The 18,484-nt window shown below is 67.3% G+C and carries 20 protein-coding genes; 15 read left to right on the top strand and 5 right to left on the bottom strand.

Annotation, left to right across the window (positions count from 1 at the left end; genetic code table 11):
* Positions 1–35: 35 nt before the first annotated feature.
* Positions 36–839, top strand: coding sequence for a metalloregulator ArsR/SmtB family transcription factor (locus EV641_RS19250; RefSeq protein ID WP_132473824.1), 804 nt, complete (start codon positions 36–38; stop codon positions 837–839).
* The gene (locus EV641_RS19245) at positions 836–1,363 is read left to right on the top strand and encodes a maleylpyruvate isomerase family mycothiol-dependent enzyme (protein ID WP_132473822.1); all 528 of its coding nucleotides are present in this window, start codon (positions 836–838) and stop codon (positions 1,361–1,363) included. The genes EV641_RS19250 and EV641_RS19245 overlap by 4 nt, the downstream gene beginning before the upstream one ends.
* Before the next feature lie 130 nt (positions 1,364–1,493).
* Here the strand turns inward: EV641_RS19245 and EV641_RS19240 are convergent, their stop codons facing one another.
* Entirely contained in the window at positions 1,494–2,219 is a 726-nt protein-coding gene (locus EV641_RS19240) for a TetR/AcrR family transcriptional regulator (protein ID WP_132473821.1), read from the bottom strand.
* Between the two features lie 99 nt (positions 2,220–2,318).
* Between EV641_RS19240 and EV641_RS19235 the strand changes: the two genes are divergently transcribed.
* From EV641_RS19235 to EV641_RS19215, 5 genes are all read left to right on the top strand, one after another.
* Positions 2,319–2,696: a VOC family protein gene (locus EV641_RS19235; protein WP_054720588.1), complete on the top strand. Its 378-nt coding sequence runs from the start codon at positions 2,319–2,321 to the stop codon at positions 2,694–2,696.
* Positions 2,697–2,783: 87 nt separating this feature from the next.
* Positions 2,784–3,962, top strand: coding sequence for a cytochrome P450 (locus EV641_RS19230; protein ID WP_132473819.1), 1,179 nt, complete (start codon positions 2,784–2,786; stop codon positions 3,960–3,962).
* Positions 3,959–4,156, top strand: coding sequence for a ferredoxin (locus EV641_RS19225; protein WP_054807860.1), 198 nt, complete (start codon positions 3,959–3,961; stop codon positions 4,154–4,156). Before EV641_RS19230 ends, EV641_RS19225 begins: the two co-directional genes overlap by 4 nt.
* A complete protein-coding gene (locus EV641_RS19220) occupies positions 4,153–5,310 on the top strand; it encodes an FAD-dependent oxidoreductase (RefSeq protein ID WP_199233315.1) in 1,158 nt (385 codons plus the stop codon). The genes EV641_RS19225 and EV641_RS19220 overlap by 4 nt, the downstream gene beginning before the upstream one ends.
* 11 nt (positions 5,311–5,321) lie before the next feature.
* The gene (locus EV641_RS19215) at positions 5,322–6,254 is read left to right on the top strand and encodes a LysR family transcriptional regulator (RefSeq protein WP_054810940.1); all 933 of its coding nucleotides are present in this window, start codon (positions 5,322–5,324) and stop codon (positions 6,252–6,254) included.
* A 3-nt stretch (positions 6,255–6,257) separates the two neighbouring features.
* Here EV641_RS19215 and EV641_RS19210 read toward each other — a convergent pair whose 3' ends face one another.
* Positions 6,258–6,845 carry a TetR/AcrR family transcriptional regulator gene (locus tag EV641_RS19210; protein ID WP_054720729.1) on the bottom strand — a complete coding sequence of 196 codons (588 nt, stop codon included), beginning with the start codon at positions 6,843–6,845 and terminating at the stop codon, positions 6,258–6,260.
* A 184-nt stretch (positions 6,846–7,029) separates the two neighbouring features.
* On the opposite strand from EV641_RS19210, the gene EV641_RS19205 reads away from it, so the two are divergent.
* Genes EV641_RS19205 through EV641_RS19180 form a run of 6 tightly spaced genes read left to right on the top strand, consistent with a single transcriptional unit; the run spans position 7,030 to position 13,848 of the window.
* Positions 7,030–8,043 carry a phosphotriesterase gene (locus tag EV641_RS19205; protein ID WP_132473817.1) on the top strand — a complete coding sequence of 338 codons (1,014 nt, stop codon included), beginning with the start codon at positions 7,030–7,032 and terminating at the stop codon, positions 8,041–8,043.
* A gap of 43 nt (positions 8,044–8,086) precedes the next feature.
* The gene (locus EV641_RS19200) at positions 8,087–9,067 is read left to right on the top strand and encodes a phosphotriesterase (protein WP_132473815.1); all 981 of its coding nucleotides are present in this window, start codon (positions 8,087–8,089) and stop codon (positions 9,065–9,067) included.
* Positions 9,068–9,080: 13 nt separating this feature from the next.
* Entirely contained in the window at positions 9,081–10,196 is a 1,116-nt protein-coding gene (locus EV641_RS19195; protein ID WP_132473813.1) for an NAD(P)/FAD-dependent oxidoreductase, read from the top strand.
* 3 nt (positions 10,197–10,199) lie between these two features.
* A complete protein-coding gene (locus EV641_RS19190) occupies positions 10,200–11,126 on the top strand; it encodes an alpha/beta hydrolase (RefSeq protein WP_132473811.1) in 927 nt (308 codons plus the stop codon).
* Positions 11,123–12,100 carry an MBL fold metallo-hydrolase gene (locus EV641_RS19185; protein ID WP_132473809.1) on the top strand — a complete coding sequence of 326 codons (978 nt, stop codon included), beginning with the start codon at positions 11,123–11,125 and terminating at the stop codon, positions 12,098–12,100. Before EV641_RS19190 ends, EV641_RS19185 begins: the two co-directional genes overlap by 4 nt.
* Entirely contained in the window at positions 12,097–13,848 is a 1,752-nt protein-coding gene (locus tag EV641_RS19180) for a CocE/NonD family hydrolase (RefSeq protein ID WP_054810783.1), read from the top strand. The genes EV641_RS19185 and EV641_RS19180 overlap by 4 nt, the downstream gene beginning before the upstream one ends.
* 41 nt (positions 13,849–13,889) lie before the next feature.
* Here EV641_RS19180 and EV641_RS19175 read toward each other — a convergent pair whose 3' ends face one another.
* The 3 genes from EV641_RS19175 to EV641_RS19165 all read right to left on the bottom strand — a co-directional run bounded on the left by EV641_RS19175 (position 13,890) and on the right by EV641_RS19165 (position 15,300).
* On the bottom strand, positions 13,890–14,459 hold the full coding sequence (locus EV641_RS19175; protein ID WP_132473807.1) for an AAA family ATPase: 570 nt from the start codon (positions 14,457–14,459) through the stop codon (positions 13,890–13,892).
* Positions 14,456–14,842 (bottom strand): hypothetical protein, encoded by a 387-nt coding sequence (locus EV641_RS19170; RefSeq protein WP_132473805.1) that lies wholly within the window; start codon positions 14,840–14,842, stop codon positions 14,456–14,458. Before EV641_RS19170 ends, EV641_RS19175 begins: the two co-directional genes overlap by 4 nt.
* 104 nt (positions 14,843–14,946) lie before the next feature.
* Positions 14,947–15,300, bottom strand: coding sequence for a VOC family protein (locus tag EV641_RS19165; RefSeq protein WP_132473954.1), 354 nt, complete (start codon positions 15,298–15,300; stop codon positions 14,947–14,949).
* Positions 15,301–15,497: 197 nt separating this feature from the next.
* Here EV641_RS19165 and EV641_RS19160 point away from each other — a divergent pair, with 197 nt between their 5' ends.
* Both EV641_RS19160 and EV641_RS19155 read left to right on the top strand, forming a co-directional pair.
* Positions 15,498–16,571, top strand: coding sequence for a methyltransferase domain-containing protein (locus tag EV641_RS19160; protein ID WP_199233314.1), 1,074 nt, complete (start codon positions 15,498–15,500; stop codon positions 16,569–16,571).
* A gap of 1,376 nt (positions 16,572–17,947) precedes the next feature.
* Positions 17,948–18,460, top strand: a complete 513-nt coding sequence (locus EV641_RS19155; RefSeq protein ID WP_054717986.1) for a hypothetical protein — start codon at positions 17,948–17,950, stop codon at positions 18,458–18,460.
* Positions 18,461–18,484: the final 24 nt, after the last annotated feature.

Below are 18,484 nucleotides of genomic sequence, written 5' to 3'. Positions count from 1 at the left end.
TTGCATAGGCAGGTATTTGCCTGCATGATGTGGATATGAGCGACGAGGCGCTGGGTCCGGCTTTCAAGGCGTTGGCCGACCCGACCAGGCGCCTCCTGCTGGATCGTCTCCGGCACCGGAACGGGCAGACCCTCACTGAGCTCTGCGGAAGCCTCGACATGGCGCGCCAGTCGGTTACGCAGCATCTCGATCTCCTCGCCGAGGCCAACCTCGTCACCGTGGTGCGGCATGGGCGAGAGCGCCTGCACTACCTCAACCCCGCGCCGATCCACGAGATAGGCGAGCGCTGGATCGCTGCGTACGACGCCCCTCGGCTGGCCACGATCAGCGCCATCAAACATCGAGCAGAGGAGTATGCAATGACCGACCCCGGAACCTCCGTGCCGACGTACGTCTACGTCACCTACATCCGTGCGACGAGCGAGGACGTCTGGCAGGCCCTGACCGACGCCGACCTGACCGCGCGCTACTGGGGACACGCCAACGTGTCCGACTGGCAACCCGGCTCCCCCTGGGAACATCGACGGGTGGACGGTTCCGGCGTCATCGACGTGACCGGCAAGGTGCTCGAGGCCGAGGCGCCCACCCGGCTCGTGATCACATTCGAGGACTCCCAAGACGATCGGCCGAACGGACCGTCCGTCGTCACGTTCCTGATCGAGCCCCACGACGACATCGTCCGGCTGACCGTGACCCACGCGAACCTCCCCAACGCCGAGATGCTGAACGGGATCTCGCGCGGTTGGCCTGCCGTGCTCGCCAATCTCAAGTCCCTGCTGGAAACCGGCGATGTCCTGCCCACGGCGCCTTGGAACATGCCGGAGGGGTCGGGCGCATGAACGCCGAACTGTTCGGCCGAGCCACCGTCTACGCGCGTGGCGTCCTCTCGGAGCTGACGTACGACGACCTTCGGCGACCGACGCCGTGTGACGACTGGGACGCGGAAAGGGTTGTCCTGCACCTCGCCGACGTCATCGACGGTCTCGGCGGGCTGCTCGATACAGGGGCTCTCGCCCTGCCGCGGCCGCCACGCACCAACGATCCGGACCCCGTGGCTCTGGTGGAGGAGCGGTTGGCAAAGCTGACGCACGCATTCTCCGTCGCGGCCGACGCGACGAGGGTGCAGGAAGCAGCGGTAGCCGGCGCGGTCGAGTTCACGACGCACGGCTGGGACATCGGCGTGACCCTCCACTCCGCGCACCGGATCCCGGAATCGCTGGCCGAGGACGTGCTCGCACTGGTCTCGTCAGCCCTCGACGTCAGCGCGCGGCGGCACAACTTCGCTGCGCCGATCGACGTCCCCGGCACTGTCGCCGCAAGCGATCGCCTCGTGGCCTTCCTCGGCCGGGTGCCGGGGCCCTGACCGGTCGGGAATCGAAGGCACCCGAACGTCCTTCGCCTGTTGTCATCATCACGTCCGTCGAATCCACCATGCACAACCGGCTCTCCGCCGGTGGATCCGCGTTCGGTGTCAGGCACCGACTGTCGTCGGCCTAGGGGTGGTCGATGAGCGACTCCAACGCATCGAGAGCACGGTGGAGCCCGAACGCCCACGCGGCCTGAGGGCTGTAGGAGGTGTTCATGGCCTCCCCGGCGGCGGCTCCCACCCGCCGGGCGAGGGGGAACTCGTCGCCGACATACGCGGCGAGGCGCCGGTGCCAGGAGGACCACACCTCGGCCATGTCGGCGGCGTGCGGGACGGGCCGATGTGCACGCGCCGATGCGCGGGTGAAATCGGAGACGAAGGTCAAGGCGGCGTCGCGGTCGAGATCGGTGAGCCCGGTGTGGTCGAAGGCGTGCAGGTCGTGGTCGTAGGCCGCGATCGTCCCCGGCCCCAGCGACACGCGTTGATCACTGATGTCGAGCAGCCACCAGTGCGCGGTGTAGAGGGCAAGGTCGGCTTCGGCGACCTGCCGTACCCGTGTGCGCCAATGGTCGCTCGTATACGGGGTCCGGGGGGTGCCGGCGCGCGCGGCGTCGACCATGAGCACCAGTAGGTCATCGCGGGAGCCGACGTGGGTGTAGAGGGCCATCCCGGAGACGCCGAGGTCCGCGGCGAGCCGGCGCACCGTCACGGCGGCGAGACCTTCGGTGTCGGCGAGGGTGATGGCGGCCGAAACTGCCTGTTTAGTAGTGACTTTCGCTTGTGGTCCACGGGTGCCGCCACGCGGCGCATCGGGGTGATCACGCCACAACAGGTCGATCAGGTCGCGGGCCATCGGGTCTCTCCTGGAAGTCGGGGTGCATCCTCCGCAATAAATCTATACACTGAATAATGTATACACTGCATAAGGTTTATCTACTCCCCGGAGGTCACCATCCACATCACCGGTACCGCCCTGTCCCTCAACGTCGCCGACACCACCGCCTCCGCCGATTTCGCGAAGGCGCACTTCGGGTTCACCGAAGCCATGTCCGACGACGGCTTCATCTCCCTCGCGCACCCCGGCGCAGGACTGAACATCGTCTTCCTGCGCACCGGGTTGAGCACCTTCAAACCCGCCTCCATCGCAGGCCCCGCCGGTCAAGGCATGTTGATCGCCTTCGTCGTCGACGACCTCGACGCCGAATACGCCCGCATCGCCGCCGCGGGCGCCACGGTGATCACCGCGCCGGAAACCGAGCCGTGGGGGGAGCGCTACTGCCAGTTCTCCGACCCCAACGGCATCGTGTGGCAACTCGTGCAGTGGGTGTGACATGACCCAGGTCATGAATCCAACGCATACTCATGCATACCGAATATGCGTTGGATTTATGACGTGGGACTCCCTTCAATGGACGGCATGCCCAGCAGCCCTCCCGTGATGTCGGACCTCGACCTCTTCGCCGACGACATCCTGCCCGACCCCTACCCGACGTTCGCGGCACTACGCGACCTCGGCCCGGTCGTATACCTGCCCACCAACAACGTCTACGCCCTGACCCGCTACGACGTCATCCGCGCCGCCCTCGCCGACACCGACACCTTCTCCTCCCGCACCGTCGGCTTCAACCCCATGGCGAACGACGCACTGCAGGGCACCTCCCTCGCCTCGGACCCGCCCGTGCACACCGAGCTCCGCGCCACCCTCACCGAGAACCTGTCCCCCCGCGCCCTGCGTGGACTGAAAGGCTCCATCGTGGCCAAGGCCGACGTACTCGTCGCCGACCTGGTGGAGAAAGGATCCTTCGAGGCCGTCGACGCGCTCGCCCGCGCCTTCCCCCTCGAGATCGTCGCCGACCTGATCGGATTCACCGGCACCGTCCGCGAGAACATGCTCCGCTGGGGCCAGGCCGCCATGGAGGTCCTCGGCCCGATGAACCAGCGCACCGTCGAGAACTTTCCCATCGCAGGGGAACTCTACGCATGGTGCTCCCAGGTCACGGCCGACGATCTGACCCCCGGATCGGTCGGCCGCGCACTCTTCGACGCCGAGGCACGCGGCGCCGTCCCGCCGGGCGCCGCCGGCCACATCATCCACCAGTACCTCGGCGCAGGAGTGGACACCACGATCGCGTCGATCGGCAACATCGTCGCGCTGTTCGCGGCGCACCCCGACCAGTTCGACCTCGTCCGCGCCGACCCCACGCTGGTGCCTGCCGCGTTCAATGAGGTCCTGCGCTACTGGGTTCCGCTCCACGCCTGGGGTCGCGCCGTCACCCGCGACGTGGACATCGACGGCACCGTGATCCCCGCCGGGGCACAGGCAGCGATCCTGTTGGGTGCCGGCAACCGCGATCCGCGCCACTTCGACGACCCGGACACCTTCCGCATCGAACGCAACCCGGTCGATCACCTGTCCTTCGGGTACGGCCCGCACGGATGCGCGGGGCAGGGACTGGCCCGCCTCGAAGGCCACGCCGTCATCGCCGCCCTGGCCACCCACGCGTCCCACCTGGTCGCCGACGACCCGATCCGCACACCCAGCAACACCACCCGTTCGATCGACCGACTCGAGATCCTGGAGGTCCTCCCGGCATGAAGATCACACTCGACCGTCCCCGCTGTGAAGGCCACGGACTGTGCGAAGAGGCCGCACCTCAGTTGATGCACCTCGACGACGACGGTGAACTCGTCCTCGACATCGCCGAACTCCCCGCCGACGATCCCCGCGCGGCCGCCGCCGGCGCCGCCGTACGCGTGTGCCCTGTCGCAGCCCTGGCACTGTCGTCATGAGCAGAGGCGCGTCGATGCGGCGCGACATGCACCGCATCGTGGTGGTCGGTAACGGCATCGCCGGACAGACCGTCTGCGACCGCTTGCGCACCACCGGGTTCGACGGAGAACTGACCATCGTCGGCGACGAGAGACACGGCGCATACTCGCGGCCCGCGCTGTCGAAGGCGCTGCTCGTCGACGGTGGCTCGCACGCACTCGCGGCCCCCACACACGGGGCCACCGAACTGCTCGGAGTGCGCGCCGTCGGCCTCGACGTCGCCGCCCGCCGGGTCCGTCTCGGCGACGGCACCGAACTGCCCTACGACGGGTTCGTCATCGCCAGCGGTGCCCGCGCCCGCCGGCCGGACGGCGGCGCGCTGACCTTGCGCACGCTCGACGACGCGCTGCTGCTGCGCGAGCGACTCGCCTCTCGCCCGTCGGTGGTCGTCGTCGGTGCCGGCCCGCTGGGCATGGAGGTCGCCTCGGCCGCGATGCAGGCCGGATGCACCGTCACCCTCGTCGCCGACACCGCCCCGATGCGCCCCCAACTCGGCCCGTACCTGTCGAGGGTGTTCACCACCGCGACCCTCGCCACGGGTACCACGATCGTCCACGGCACTGCGACCGGGATCGACGCCACCGGTGTCACCTGCGGCGACGGGACCCGCATCGACGCCGACCTCGTCGTCGCGGCGATCGGCGATGTGCCCAACCTCGAGTGGCTCACCGGCTCGGGCCTGCTCACCGACGGCCGCCTGGTCGCGGACTCGCGGGGCCGGGTCGCGCCGGGGATCGTCGCGGCCGGGGACGTCGCAGCCCTCCCGACCCGCGGGAGTATCCGCCGGATCCCTCTGTGGAGCAGCGCTGTCGACCAGGCCAAGGTCGCTGCGGTCGCATTGCTCACCGGCGACTCCGCACCCGAATTCGACGCTGCACCGTACTTCTGGACCGAGCAGTTCGGGCTCCACCTCAAGGCGGTCGGGCACCTGCCGGTCACCGGTGCCCCCGACTTCCTGGTCGGTGACGATCCGCACGGATCGGCACTGATGCACTGGCGCCACCCCGACGGGCACGGGGTCGCGGTCGCCGTCGATCACCGCATCTCCATTCCGAAACTTCGGCGTGCCGCGGCGACCGGACAGGTGGCCGCCCCCGGGAATACCGCCGCGTAGAGTCCGCGTGGATGACTCCACCTACGGATCACCGCGCCGACCCCGACCTCGCGCGCCTTGCCGCGGTCAACCTCAATCTGCTGGTTCCGCTGCTGGCGTTGCTCGAGGAAGGGTCGGTCACCCGCGCGGCCGCCCGGGTGGGTATGACCCAACCCGCGATGAGTCACGCACTGAGCCGGATGCGGCGCCTGATCGGAGACGATCTGGTGACCCGGCAGGGGAGCGGCCTCGCGCTCACCCCCCGCGCGCTGGAACTGATCGCTCCGCTGCGGGAGGTACTGCGGCACACCGCGAGAGTGGTGAATTTCCCCGGCTTCGATCCCGCACGTGACGGCCGCACCATCACGGTGGCGATGACCAGCAGCACCGCGTTCGTGCTCGGCCCCGCGTTGGCGCGGCTGATCGCCGAGCGCGCCCCGCATGCGACACTGCGGATCCGCAACTTCGTCGAGCCGCAGGCCGGCGACTTCACCGACGACGGCGTGGACGTCGTCCTGCTGTCCGAGGCCTTCACCTCGCCCTACCCCCGAGAGCGGCTCCACGAGAACCGGTGGGTGGTCATCGCCCACCCCGACACCGATCCCGACGCCTCCGCGCTGGATCTGCTCACTTCGCTGCCGCATGTCGCGTACGACTCGCAACATCGGGTGCCCCCGTACGCCACGTTGGACGCGCAGGGTGTGCAGTACCGCATCGGACGGTTGATCTCCGACTTCCTTCTCGTGCCGCACCTGGTGGCGACCGCCGGGGGCGTCGCGGTGCACACCTTCCGGGTCGCCGCCGCGATGGGGGAGCGGATCGCCCTGCGGGTCGAGGAGTTTCCCCTGCCGGTGTCGCCGTTGGGCGTGGACATGGTGTGGAACCCGCATCTGGCGGACATGGAGTTCATCGACTGGTTGCGCACGATCCTCGTCGAGGCGTCCGCATTCGGGTCGGGCGGCTGACCGTCAGGCGCCCGAGGCGAGCAGATGACACCAGGAGTCGGTCAGTTCGTCGAGGCAGATCTCGCGGGGGGTGTTCCAGCCGACGGAGAAGTAGCGGCGGGACAGATGTTCGAGCTGGCCGAATGCCAGCACACAGCGGATCCGGCGACGATCCTCCGCGAAACGGTTCGTTCGGTTCAATCCTTCGGTCATCTCACCGACCGCATCCTCGAACCACTGTTCGGTTCTCGCAGCGACATCCGGTTCGTGGGCGGCCTGATACGACGCCGTGAGATAGGGCTTGATCTCGTCCCACTGGGTGAACTTGCGATCGAGATAGGTCCGGATATCCGGGCGTGAACCGGAGGCGACGACCTCGGTCAAGGGGGGGTCGTCGGGCGCGGTCAAGATCGCGTCGGCCTTCGTCAAGAGCGCACTGATCACTTCAGACTTGGATGAAAAGTGCAGGTAGAAGGTAGTGCGTGTCGATCCGGCAGCGGTGGCGATGTCGTCGATCGTGGTCGCCGCGTAGCCCTTCGACCCGAACAGATCGAGCGCCGTCGTGAGGAACAGTTCGTAGGTCATCTGCTTCTGGGCGGCACGGAGGGACATGGGCCCTGATCTTAGCGGCCCGGAATGGCGCGCACCCACCGAGAACAAGCGCCGATGCCAGTTACATATCCAAACGTAAAGTGAAAGTTCACTACGAAAACTCACTTGACGTCATGTAATCCTAATGGTTACTGTGACTGCTACCACGCCGAACCGGCATGCCGTCGATCGAAAGGAAATGCCGATGAGTGGCGCCCCCACCCCCATCGACACCCCCACCGCCACCGTCCACACGGTCCTCGGTCCCGTACCCGCCGATCAGCTCGGCGCCACCTCGATCCACGAAGCGATCCTGTCGGTCCTGCCCGGCGCCCAGTACGCGTTCGACATCACCCTCGACCGAGCCGAGATCTTCGACACGCTCGAAGTGAAACTGAACGCATTCAAGGCGGCGGGCGGCGGCACCCTCGTCGACGCAACCGGCCAATTCCACGGCCGCGACCTCCGCCTGCTCGAAGCGCTCTCCCGCACTACCGGCGTCCACATCGTCGCGTCCACGGGCCAGGGCCCCGAGTCCATGCTCGGTGGTTACTTCCTCACCCCGCAGACCAACCCACCGACCCCGTGGCCGGCGGAGAAGTGGGCCGCACTCTTCGCAGCCGAGGTCAGCGAAGGCATGGTCGTGCCACGCCACGAACGCCGCGGCGCCGCCGGTCTCATCGCGACCGCAGTGACCCGCGACGGCGCGACCGCCACCGACACCGAACTCCTGCGCGGCGCCGCCCGCGCCGCGCAGCAGACCGGTGTCGCGGTCTCGTTCCTCTTCGGCTCCGATGCGCTCGGCGAACTCGAGGTCGTCCTGGCCGAAGGCCTGGCCGCCGACCGCATCGTGGTCGGCGGCGTCGACCGCACCGGCACCGACGGACTCGCGCAGAAACTCGCCGAGCGCGGCGCATACATCGCGATCGACCACATCGGCACCGAAGGCCACCACGAGGGCAACCTCGGCGACGCCGAATACCTGACCGACGCCGAGCGTGTCGCGCTCGTCGCCGAGCTCGCGACAACCGGCCACGCCGACAAGGTCCTACTCTCGAGCAGCGCCACCGGCGCCGCCTTCGGACACCCCGCCACCGATGTCGCCTTCGCTCATGTTCTGAGCAGCTTCGTGCCGGCGCTGACGGCCGCGGGGGTCGACGACGACACCGTCCGGCAGATCGTCGTCACCAACCCGGCGGCGCTGCTCGCGGTGCGCTGAGCACCCCGCGGACCCGACTCTCTCGAACACTGAGGTGAACCCCATGTCCCACGTCAACACCGTCCTCGGCGCCGTCGCGGCCGCCGAACTCGGCTTCGTCGCCGTCCACGAACACATCGGCTACGGCATGCCCGGCTCCGAACTCGACACGCAGTGGTGGAAGACCCCGGAGCAACGCTACGAGGAGACCGTTCCCAAGCTGCGGACGTTCCACGAGAACTCGCTGTCGTACGGCGCAGCCACCTACGTCGACGCCACCGGCATCTGCAACGGCCGCGACGTGAACTACTACCAATCGCTCTCGGAGAAGACCGGCGTCCACATCGTCGCCTCCACCGGATTCGTCGGCGGCGACACCGCCCTGCCGTTCTTCGAACGAGCCGGCGTCGACTACCTCACCGACCAGTTCATCCACGAGATCACCGTCGGCATCGGCAACACCGGCGGCAAGGCCGGCATCATCAAGGTCGGCGTGAGCCGCGGCTTCAGGATGAAAGACCTCGACCTGCGCATCTACCGGGCCGCCGCCCGCGCCGCGCTGGCCACCGGCGTACCGATCTTCACGCACCTCGCCGTCGACGTCGAACCGGCCATCGACATCTTCCGAGAAGAGGGGCTCCCGCTCGACCGGGTCCTGTTCGGCCACGCCGACGACGGCGTCAGCCAGGGTAAGGTCCGCGACCGCTGGATCGCCGAGCAGGGCGGACGCATCGGCTTCGACACCTTCGGCTACGACCTCGAACTGCCCGACCCCCCGTTCTGGGGCCGTCCACGCCGAGAACGCCTCGACCACTTCCTCGGCTACCTGCGCGACGGCCTGGTCGACCAGGTACTCGCCTCGGCCGACGCCAACTGCAGCCCACTGGGCTGGCCGGGGGTGAAGGGCCACACCGTCAACTACCTCTTCGACACCCTCATCCCCGCCCTGCGCGAGGCCGATGTCGACGAGGCCACGATCCACCGGATCTTCGTCGAACTCCCCGCGGACTTCCTCTCCGTCAAGACCTTCGCGACCACGAGCTGAGAAAGAGCACCCCATGGACGTCCAGAACCTCAACATCGCCGTCGTCGGAGCGGGCTACGCAGGTGCCGCCACCGCCAGGGCCCTGATCAACCTCGGCGCGAATGTCACCGTCTACGAGCAGGCCTCCGCCGTCGGCGAGGTCGGTGCCGGCATCGGCCTGCGGCCCTCGTCGCTCGCCCAGTTCCGCAAGCTCGGCATCCTCGGCGACGTCGAGAAGGTGACCTCACCCAGCGAGTCCTTCGAGATTCTCACCGCCACCGGCAACCTCATCGCCGACGAGACGTGGCCCGAAACCGACGAATACAGCACCACCACCCGGTTCGTGCACCGCGCCGACTTCATCGACGTCCTCACCGGAGTCCTGCCCCACGGTGTGGTCAAGCTCGGCCACCGCCTCGAAACCGTCGTCGACAACGGCACCCACGCCACCCTCACCTTCACCAACGGCGAGACGGTCACCGCCGACCTCGTCATCGGCGCCGACGGCATCCGCTCCCGCGTGCGCACCGAACTGTTCAGCACCGCAGACCCCGTGTTCGCCGGTGAACACGCATACCGCGTCATCGTCGACAACGACAAGACACACGGAATACCGCTGGACAGCAAGCTGCGCATGTACCTCGGTCACGGCACCAAGGTGTACGTGCTTCCGCTGCAGCATCGCGGCCAGGTCTCCTACGACGTCACCGCACTCGACGCCGACCCCACCCCGGCGCCGCGGATGACCCGTGACGACCTGCTCGCCACGCTCGACGGCTTCGACGAGCGACTCGTCGCGATCGCCCGCGACCTCGACTGGGACCAGGTCAACATCCGCGCCGTCTACGACATCGACCCCATCGAGCGCTGGCACTCCGACGCCGTCGTCCTCGTCGGCGATGCCGCTCACGCGATGTGTCACCACCAGGGGCAGGGCGCCAACTCGGCGATCCTGGACTCCGGCGCGCTCGCCGATGCCCTCGCCGCCGCCGCCACCGTCCCCGCTGCGCTCGCCGCCTACCAGGCCAAGCGCAAGCCCATCACCGACGAACTGCAGCGGCTCTCCCGGCTGGGCTGGTCCGAAGACGAGGTCAACACCGTCTTCCCGGGCCAGAAGCCCGGCGAGATCGCATCGACGATCGAGGCCTGAGCCATGGCACTGCACCCGAAGATCGCCGAGATCGTCGCGAACCTGCCCCACCCGGAGGGGCCCCTCGACCCGGTCGCGATGCGCGCCGGCGACGAAGCCCAGGTGGCCACCCTCGCCGAACGCCTCCCGCTGCACGCGGTCGAGGATTCTGTCGCCCACACCCCGTCAGGAAGCGTTCCTGTACGGATCTACACGCCGACCGAAGCCGACACCTACGGCGTGCTCGTCTACTTCCACGGCGGCGCCTTCTTCCTCGGCAGCCTCGACACCCACGACCACGTGGCGCGGTCCCTGGCCCACGAGACCGGCCTGAAGGTCATCGCCGTCGACTACCGGCTCGCCCCGGAGAATGCCTTCCCGGCCGGACTCGACGACTGTTACGCGGCGGTCCGATGGGTCGCCGAGCACGGCGACGAACTCGCCTGGGACGAGAAGACGCTCGCGATCGCCGGCGACAGCTCCGGCGGCACCTTCGTCGCTGCCGTCGCGGCGCAGGCACACGACGACGGCTTCGACCACATCACCCACCAGGTCCTCTACTACCCCTCGCTCGACCTGGACTTCGACGAGGACCGCTACCCGTCACTGAAGGAGAACGCCGTCGGATACGGCATGGAAACCGCCGGGCTCGCACCGTTCAACGCCTTCTACTTCGACAGCGGTGCCGACCCGGCCGACCCCCGCGTCTCACCGATCAAGCGAGGGGACCTCACCGGCCTGCCACCGGCACTGATCCTGACCGCCGAACACGACCCGCTGCGCGACGAGGGCGAACTGTACGGCCTACGCCTCCGCGAGGCGGGCGTCGACGCCACCGTCACCCGCTACGCAGGCGCAGGCCACGGCTTCGTCCAGCACTTCGGTTGGATCCCGGACTACCACACAGCCTTCGAGGAGACCGCAGCGTTCGTACAGGGAGGCGGGAAATGAACGGTCCGGCCGTACCCGTCCACCCGTTGCAGTCGCCCTGGGGCCGGTTCCACCTCTACACCTTCCTCATCGACGCCCCCGAGATGGCGATCGTCGACACCGGCATCGCGTCCTCCCCAGCCGACGGAATGAAACCGGCACTCGAGAAGCTCGGCCGACGCATCGAAGACGTGAAGTGGATCCTGCTCACACACGGCCACATCGACCACATGGGTGGCGCACACGCCCTGTGGGAGATGACCGGCCGCCGAGCCCAGGTCGTCATCGGTGCCGCCGACGCACCGTTTCTGCGCTCACGCCAGACCCACATCGACGAATACCTCGCCGGCCGCGGCAGATATCTGCACGACCCCGAAGGCGTCGCGAAGGTCGCCGCCGCGGGCAACGCGGTGATCTCCGGCGAGATGGAGCCCACCATGGTGGTCCACGGCGGCGAGCAGCTCCGCCTCGGCTCGGTCGACGGACGTGAGGTGACCGTCTCCGTCCATGCGATCCCCGGACACACACCCGGCTCGGTCGCCTACGTCCTCGACGGGCAGAACGACGCCTTCGTCGGTGACGCCGTGCAGGTCCACGGCGCCGCGAACGGGTTCCCCGGATTCACGGACCCGGCAGCCTACCGGCGCAGCCTCGCGTACCTCCGCGACGAGATCCGGCCACGCCACCTCTACCTGGGCCATCCCTACCAACGGACCGACGGCACCCCGTACGGTGTCCGACTCGACGCCGACCAGGCCGCCGAAGCCCTCCGCGAAAGCCTCGACATCGAAGGCCGCGTGGGCACGGCCGCCCACCACTGCCTGTGTGCCGGTCTTCACGACACCGATTCCCCCTATTCGCCGTTCACACCGGTCGCCGACGCGGTCGGCTACACGAACGATCCGACCCTCGAACCGTCGCCGTTCTTCACCTCGATGCACGGCTACTCCCTCGAGTACCGAGACAGCCAGTACCAGCCCGAGGAGCAGCGATGACAGAGAGCACCTGGCAGACCATCCAGGCCGGCGAACAACAGATCGCCGTCACCAAGAACCTGCGGATCCCGATGCGCGACGGCATCGCCCTGGTCGCCGATGCCTACCGCGCCGTCGATGAACCCGACACGGTCAAGCCGCGCCCGGCTCTCGTCGCGTTGAGCCCCTACGGCAAGGAACTGCAGGCACTCGCGCTCACTATGCCCCCGCAGCGTCGCCCGTCGCCGATGTGGGACGGCTGCATCGAGGCCGGCGACATCGCGCGCGTCGTCGCGAACGACTACGTCCACGTCATCGGCGACCTGCGCGGCTCCGGAGGATCCGAAGGCGAGCACATCGGCAACTACAACGCCGGGGGAGTACCCCTCGGACAGGACGCCTACGACTTCATCGAATGGGTCTCGGCACAGCCCTGGTGCGACGGCAACGTCGGCATGATCGGCATCTCCTACTTCGGGTCGATGCAGGTCCTCGCCGCCGCGGAACGCCCGCCGTCACTCAAGGCCATCTTCGTCTCCGGCGGCCACTACGACTTCTACGAGACCACCTACCACGGCGGCATCATGTGGCTCATGCCCCGCGCCGCCCGCGAAGGCCGCGGCGGCGACTCCGGTTGGGCGTTCACCGACCGCGTCAAATCCCGCATGCTCGAAACCCACTCGGCCGAGGAGATCGAGAGGCTCGTCGCGGAACGACTGCAGGACCCGGACGTCCAGGCCTGGCCGAACCTCGTCCACACCCTGCACTACCCGACGAACCACGAGGCCTGGTTCGACATCGTCATGAACGACGTCGACGGCGACTGGTACGAGGAACGCAACCCGGTCAACCTCGCCGAGAACATCGACATCCCCGTCTGGCTGCAGATCGACCAGGGCCGCGGATGGACGATGGACGGCACCATCGAATGCTTCGACCGCATACCCGCGGCGAACAAGAAGCTCACCATCGGACCCTACCCGCCCATGCAGTCGCGCCCCTTCATCGAGGAACACGACAAGATGTTCCGCTGGTACGACAGGTGGCTCAAAGGCATCGACAACGGCATCGACACCGAACCCGCCGTCTCCGTCTTCGTCGAAGGCACCCGCGAGTACGCCGAAGGCGACTCCTTCCCGCCGAAGCCGGTGGAACATCGAGAGCTGTTCCTGCGGCCGCGAGGCAAGCTGTCCTTCGAGCCCGAAGCCATGGGCGTCGAACACGCCGCCCCCGACGGTTTCTTCCAGGCGCCGCTGACGGTGACCGACAAGGTCGAAATCCTCCGCTGGTCGACTTCGGTGTTCGAGGAGCCGACCGAGCTCATGGGTACCGGGGCGTTCCACCTGTTCGCCGCGATCGACCAGGACGACACCAACTGGATCATGCGACTGTGGGACGAGCGTCCCGGCGGTACTCGCCAGCTCCTGACCACCGCCTACCTGAAAGCGTCGATGCGTGAACTCGATCTCGAACGTTCGAGATCGGGCAGCCCCGTCCACCCGCTGACCCGCAAGGTGCCGGTCGAACCCGGTGTCATCGAGGAATACGTGCTGCGGGTCTACCCGTTCGCCGCCACGATCCTGCCCGGACACAAGATCGTCGCCGAATTGTCCTGCGACGAACCGCTGTTCGACGACCACAACGCGCTGCTGCCGCCGGACGCCTTCCACGTCCCGGTCGGCCGTCCGGTGACCCACAAGATCTACCGCGACGCCGCGCATCCGTCGCGGCTGGTGCTGCCGTTCAGTATTGGTGAACCAGGGGAGTAGACCATGGATCGGGCCGGTGGCGCTGGCGTCACCGGCCCGTGTCATCCCAGTTCGGCGAGCGCCGCCGGTGCCCACACCGGCCACCGCACCGCCCCGACCGGCGCACCCGCAGCGAACCGCGCCACCGGCCCCGGAGTCCCCGAAGCTGTGTCGTACACCGTCGCCTGATCCGCACGACGGATCGCCTCGACCACCAACGGCCACAATCGTCGATACCGCGCCCGGATCTTGTCGTCCGGCACCGAATGCCCACCCGCCGACACCCGGTGCGCCACACGCGCGACCGACATGGCCTCGGGCACCACCATCACGTGCAACACCACCACGAATCCGGCGCGCTGCGCCCGATCGATCAGTTCGAGCTTCGACTCGTGCGAGAACACCGTCTCCGCGATGAACGAGCGCCCCTCGGCGATGAACCGGTCCCGCACCGTCGCCGCGACCTGCGCCGCCTCATACGACATCTCCTCGGCCCGATCCGGCCACCGTTGCCGCGCGATCACATCCGCATTGACGAACACGCTGAGCGGCAGCAGGGGAGCGAGCGACAACTCCACGAACGTCGACTTGCCGGCACCGTTCGGGCCGACCACCAGATCCAGACGCCTCATGCGTCGTCGAGCACGCGCGTCGTTCCATCCGGATGCCGCTCGACCAGACGGCCCTCGTCATCGAGTACGACCGTCGTGACACCGCGCCCGGCAAGCACGCCGACATAGTCGATATCCGCCAGATGATCGGCGAGCCGAGCGTCGGTCTCCGCGTTGAACAGACGCCCCTCGGCATCGGTGAGATCGGAGACCGGGCGCGACCCGGACAATGCGTCGTGCACACGGCGCAGCGATGCGCTCTCGTGTGCGGTCATGGCCCGCCCGATCCGCGCCCAGTATTCGAGTTGCTGACGGCCGGTGCGGTTCTGCCGGCCGCCCTCGGCGATGGCGCTGTCGACGAGTTCGGCGTCGAAACGGGTGACCTTGTCGGTGGACGGAGCCATCGCGACCTCCTCGTGTTGCAGTCTGCTACCGATTGTAGCGGGGCGCAACGGAAAGCGCCCGGTCGGTCCATCACGATGGATCGGCCGGGCGTCGAGGAGATCGGTCAGCGAGGAAGGGGGCTGTAGAACACCAAGCCGTTGCCCTTGTTGTCGTACACCACCGCGCGACGTTCGTGCGCATCGTCGTACGGGCCCTTCACGATGCCGCCGCCGGCCTCTTCGATGGCCATTGCGGCGCCGTCCACGTCGTCGGTCTTGATGCCGACGACAACCTGGCCGTGGATCGGGTGGTCCACCGAGGTCGCGAGCGCCAGGGTGACACCACCGCCGTCGAGGGCTGCAAAATGTGTGCCGTCGCGGAATTTGAGACCCATGCCCAGGGTGTCGCTGTAGAACTTGATCGACTCGTCGAGATCGTCGGTGGACAGCACGATCATCTTCACTTCATGGCTCAAGATTGCCTCCTCGGACGAAAGTTGCCTCAGCGTAACCCGATCCGCGACCGATCGGTCAGGGTCGATGGTCACCCATTGCCGGAGCCCGACGCAGTCGGCGATCGCCGGGGGGCGCGGTAGCGATGCTTGACAGCGGCGATGGAACCGAGCCTCCGAACGCCTGGAATGTGATACACATCACTATCTCGAGGAGGTGTGCGATGACCACACCCGACATGGAGGGAATCGATCAAGGCAAGCTCGAACAGGCCCTTGGGCAACTGGTCACCGACATGGGCGCCGCACTGAACAGTGCACTGGTCATGATCGGACTCGACCTGGGGTTCTGGGAAGCACTCGACGGCAACGGTCCGACAACTTCCGATGCGCTGGCAGAACGCACCGGCGTGCGTGAACGCTACGCGCGGGAATGGTTGTCGGCGCAAGCCGCAAGTGGGTATCTCATGCACGATGCGAGCACCGACACCTTCACGCTTGCACCGGAGCAGGCGATGGCATTCGCCCGCATCGACAGCCCGGTCTATCTGGCAGGTGGCTACCACCTGATCAGTGCGGTCTTCAAGGACAGGGAGAAAATTACCGAACGAATTCGTCAGGGCGAAGGATTCGGCTGGCACGAACACGACACCGAGTTGTTCACCGGGACCGAACAATTCTTCCGGCCGGGCTACCGAGCCAATCTGGTCGACGCGTGGCTCCCCGCACTCGATGGCGTCGTCGACAAACTCACAGCAGGCGCCGAGGTGGCCGACATCGGATGTGGTCACGGTGTATCCACGACGCTCATCGCGCAGGCCTTCCCGAACTCGACGGTGCACGGCTTCGACTATCACGACGGATCAATCACCCGAGCGCGAGAACTGGCAGCCGAGCAGGGCATCGACAACGTGGACTTCGCTGTCGCGTCGGCAGCGGACTATCCGGGCCACGACTACGCCCTGGTGTGCTATTTCGATTGCCTGCATGACATGGGCGATCCGGTCGGTGCGCTGACGCACGCACGCGACACGATCACCGACGACGGCACCGTGATGCTCGTCGAACCGTATGCGCACGACGATCTCGCCGAGAATCTCAATCCGGTGGGGCGGATGTACTACGCGGCCTCGACGGTGCTGTGCACGCCGTCGTCGCTCGCTCAACCTGTCGCGCTCGGTCTCGGCGCGCAGGCCGGAGAGGCGCGACTCGCTGCGGTCGCGGCCGCAGCCGGATTCGGTAACTTCCGTCGCGCGACAGAAACGCCGTTCAACTTGATTCTGGAGGCACGGATCTGATCCCATTACGTCACTGTGACGTTTCTGTCTTGCATGGCAGGTCACCAGGGGAGCGGCACCGAGCGTGCTCAACCGAGAAATGGCGACGACGGAGATCGTGACGGCAGTCAGGCCGCGCGCTCGCCGTCGCTGCGAGCGCAGAGATGCTGTGCGCACGAAGACCGATGCACTCGCCGGAGGATGTGCGGCGCCGACCATCAGGTCGCCGTCGGAGGCAAAGTCCCCCAGGCGGACCGGGTTGGTCGTGACGGCCAAGGTAACCAGAATCGGGTCAACCGAGTACGCGCTGGTGAAAACGTCACAGTGACGCTTTCGCGGAATTCGGCCGGTGCGTGAGGGGACGGGATATCGATCAAGGTTGATCAATCAGAGACGGGCGCTGGCCATCGACGGGACGGCAAGTCGGCCGGCTGCCGACGACCGACCCGCCATGAATCCGGGACCGGTGAAATGTCGGCGAATCGCAGGATGAGCGACTGGCCGATGCAACGACGTCATCGGCGGCGATGTCGGTGGAACCGGCGAACCGCGCGAAGCGTGAGTCGACAGTCGATGCGCGGGCGCAGTTGCCGGATACCTGTAAAACCCCAGGTGAATCCGCATCCCAAACTTGCCGATAATCTACATTATGTCAAGTAGAGGAAATCCGGGCCTACCCGACCGGGGTTCGGGGCGGGTTCGGAGCATGAAAGGTTGGTGACGTACGGCGCGGGCAGCGCACTGTGCGCAGCGCACTGTGCTGCGGCACCGATCGTTCGGCGGGAACAGCCTTCCGCTGTCGCCCCCCGTCCGGGTTTCGGCCCACCGGCCCACCGGCCCGCCTCGGCGTCGAAGCCGACAGGCTCTGGCAGAGCAACATCAGCGTGTAGCCGAACCGGTCGGCCGACGCATACGATGCGTCGCGCATCGTGGCATTCGTCGCACGGTGACACGTCAACGATCAGCACACTGACCGACGCGAGCCGGTGTGGCGGACCGGTAGGCCCACCCCCACCCGCGCGGTGCTCTACCCCGCCCGAGTTGATCTTGATGGATAATCACCATTATCCATGAAATGGAGTGTGCGACACCAGAACTGGAAACCTCTCCGCCTCACGGTGTCACCAGACCGTGCATGCCGCACGATGCCGCACAACACGACGCCGGCCTCACCGACGTCGGCCCCGTCATACTTCCGTGCCCCGCCTCGGCTCTCGTTCCCCGCGCGGCCCGACGTAGGGGAAGAACGGCCGTTCCTCCACCCCGCGTGCCGTCCGGATTGCTACCACCACTCCCCTACGTGCCTTTCCGACGCAGGGTCGTGACGACGTCCCAGGCCGGGCGTAGGAAAATAGTCGGATGGACTTGACCTTGATCGCGATCATCGGTGGTCGGGCATGCGCGGGGCCATCACCCTCGCCGCAGCCCAATCCCTGCCGAGCGACACCCCGTATCGCGCCGAACTGATTCTGATCGCGTTCGTCGTCGCCGTGACCACCTTGCTCCTCCAAGGGCTGACCCTGCCGATGGTGATCCGGTGGGTGAAGATCCCCGGCGACAACCCGGAGCGGCTCCGGGCCGAATACGGCGCCCTCCTGTCCGAATTGGCCGATTCGGGTGAGAAGGCGCTCGAGGCCGACGACGGCGGCACCGAACCCGATGTCCTCGAACGGGTGCGGTCGGACAGTCTGATCGGAAAACGCGAGGCGATCGGTACATCCCCGGACCCCGCGCACGACACGCGCAGTGAAGAGTACGTCCGCCTGCGGTTGGTCACCATCGCCGCGGAACGGGCGGCCCTGCTCGAAGCCCGCAGCCGAGGCACCTACAGTTCCCAGACGCTGAGCGCGGCGCAGCGGCGCCTCGACCTCGAAGAGACTCGCCTGCAGATGGTCGGCGAACACCCCTGAGGCACGGGCGGCGGGATGGGCCGG

The organism is Rhodococcus sp. SMB37, from assembly GCF_004345605.1.
GTDB lineage: Bacteria > Actinomycetota > Actinomycetes > Mycobacteriales > Mycobacteriaceae > Rhodococcus.
This window is presented reverse-complemented; position numbering and strand designations above follow the sequence as displayed.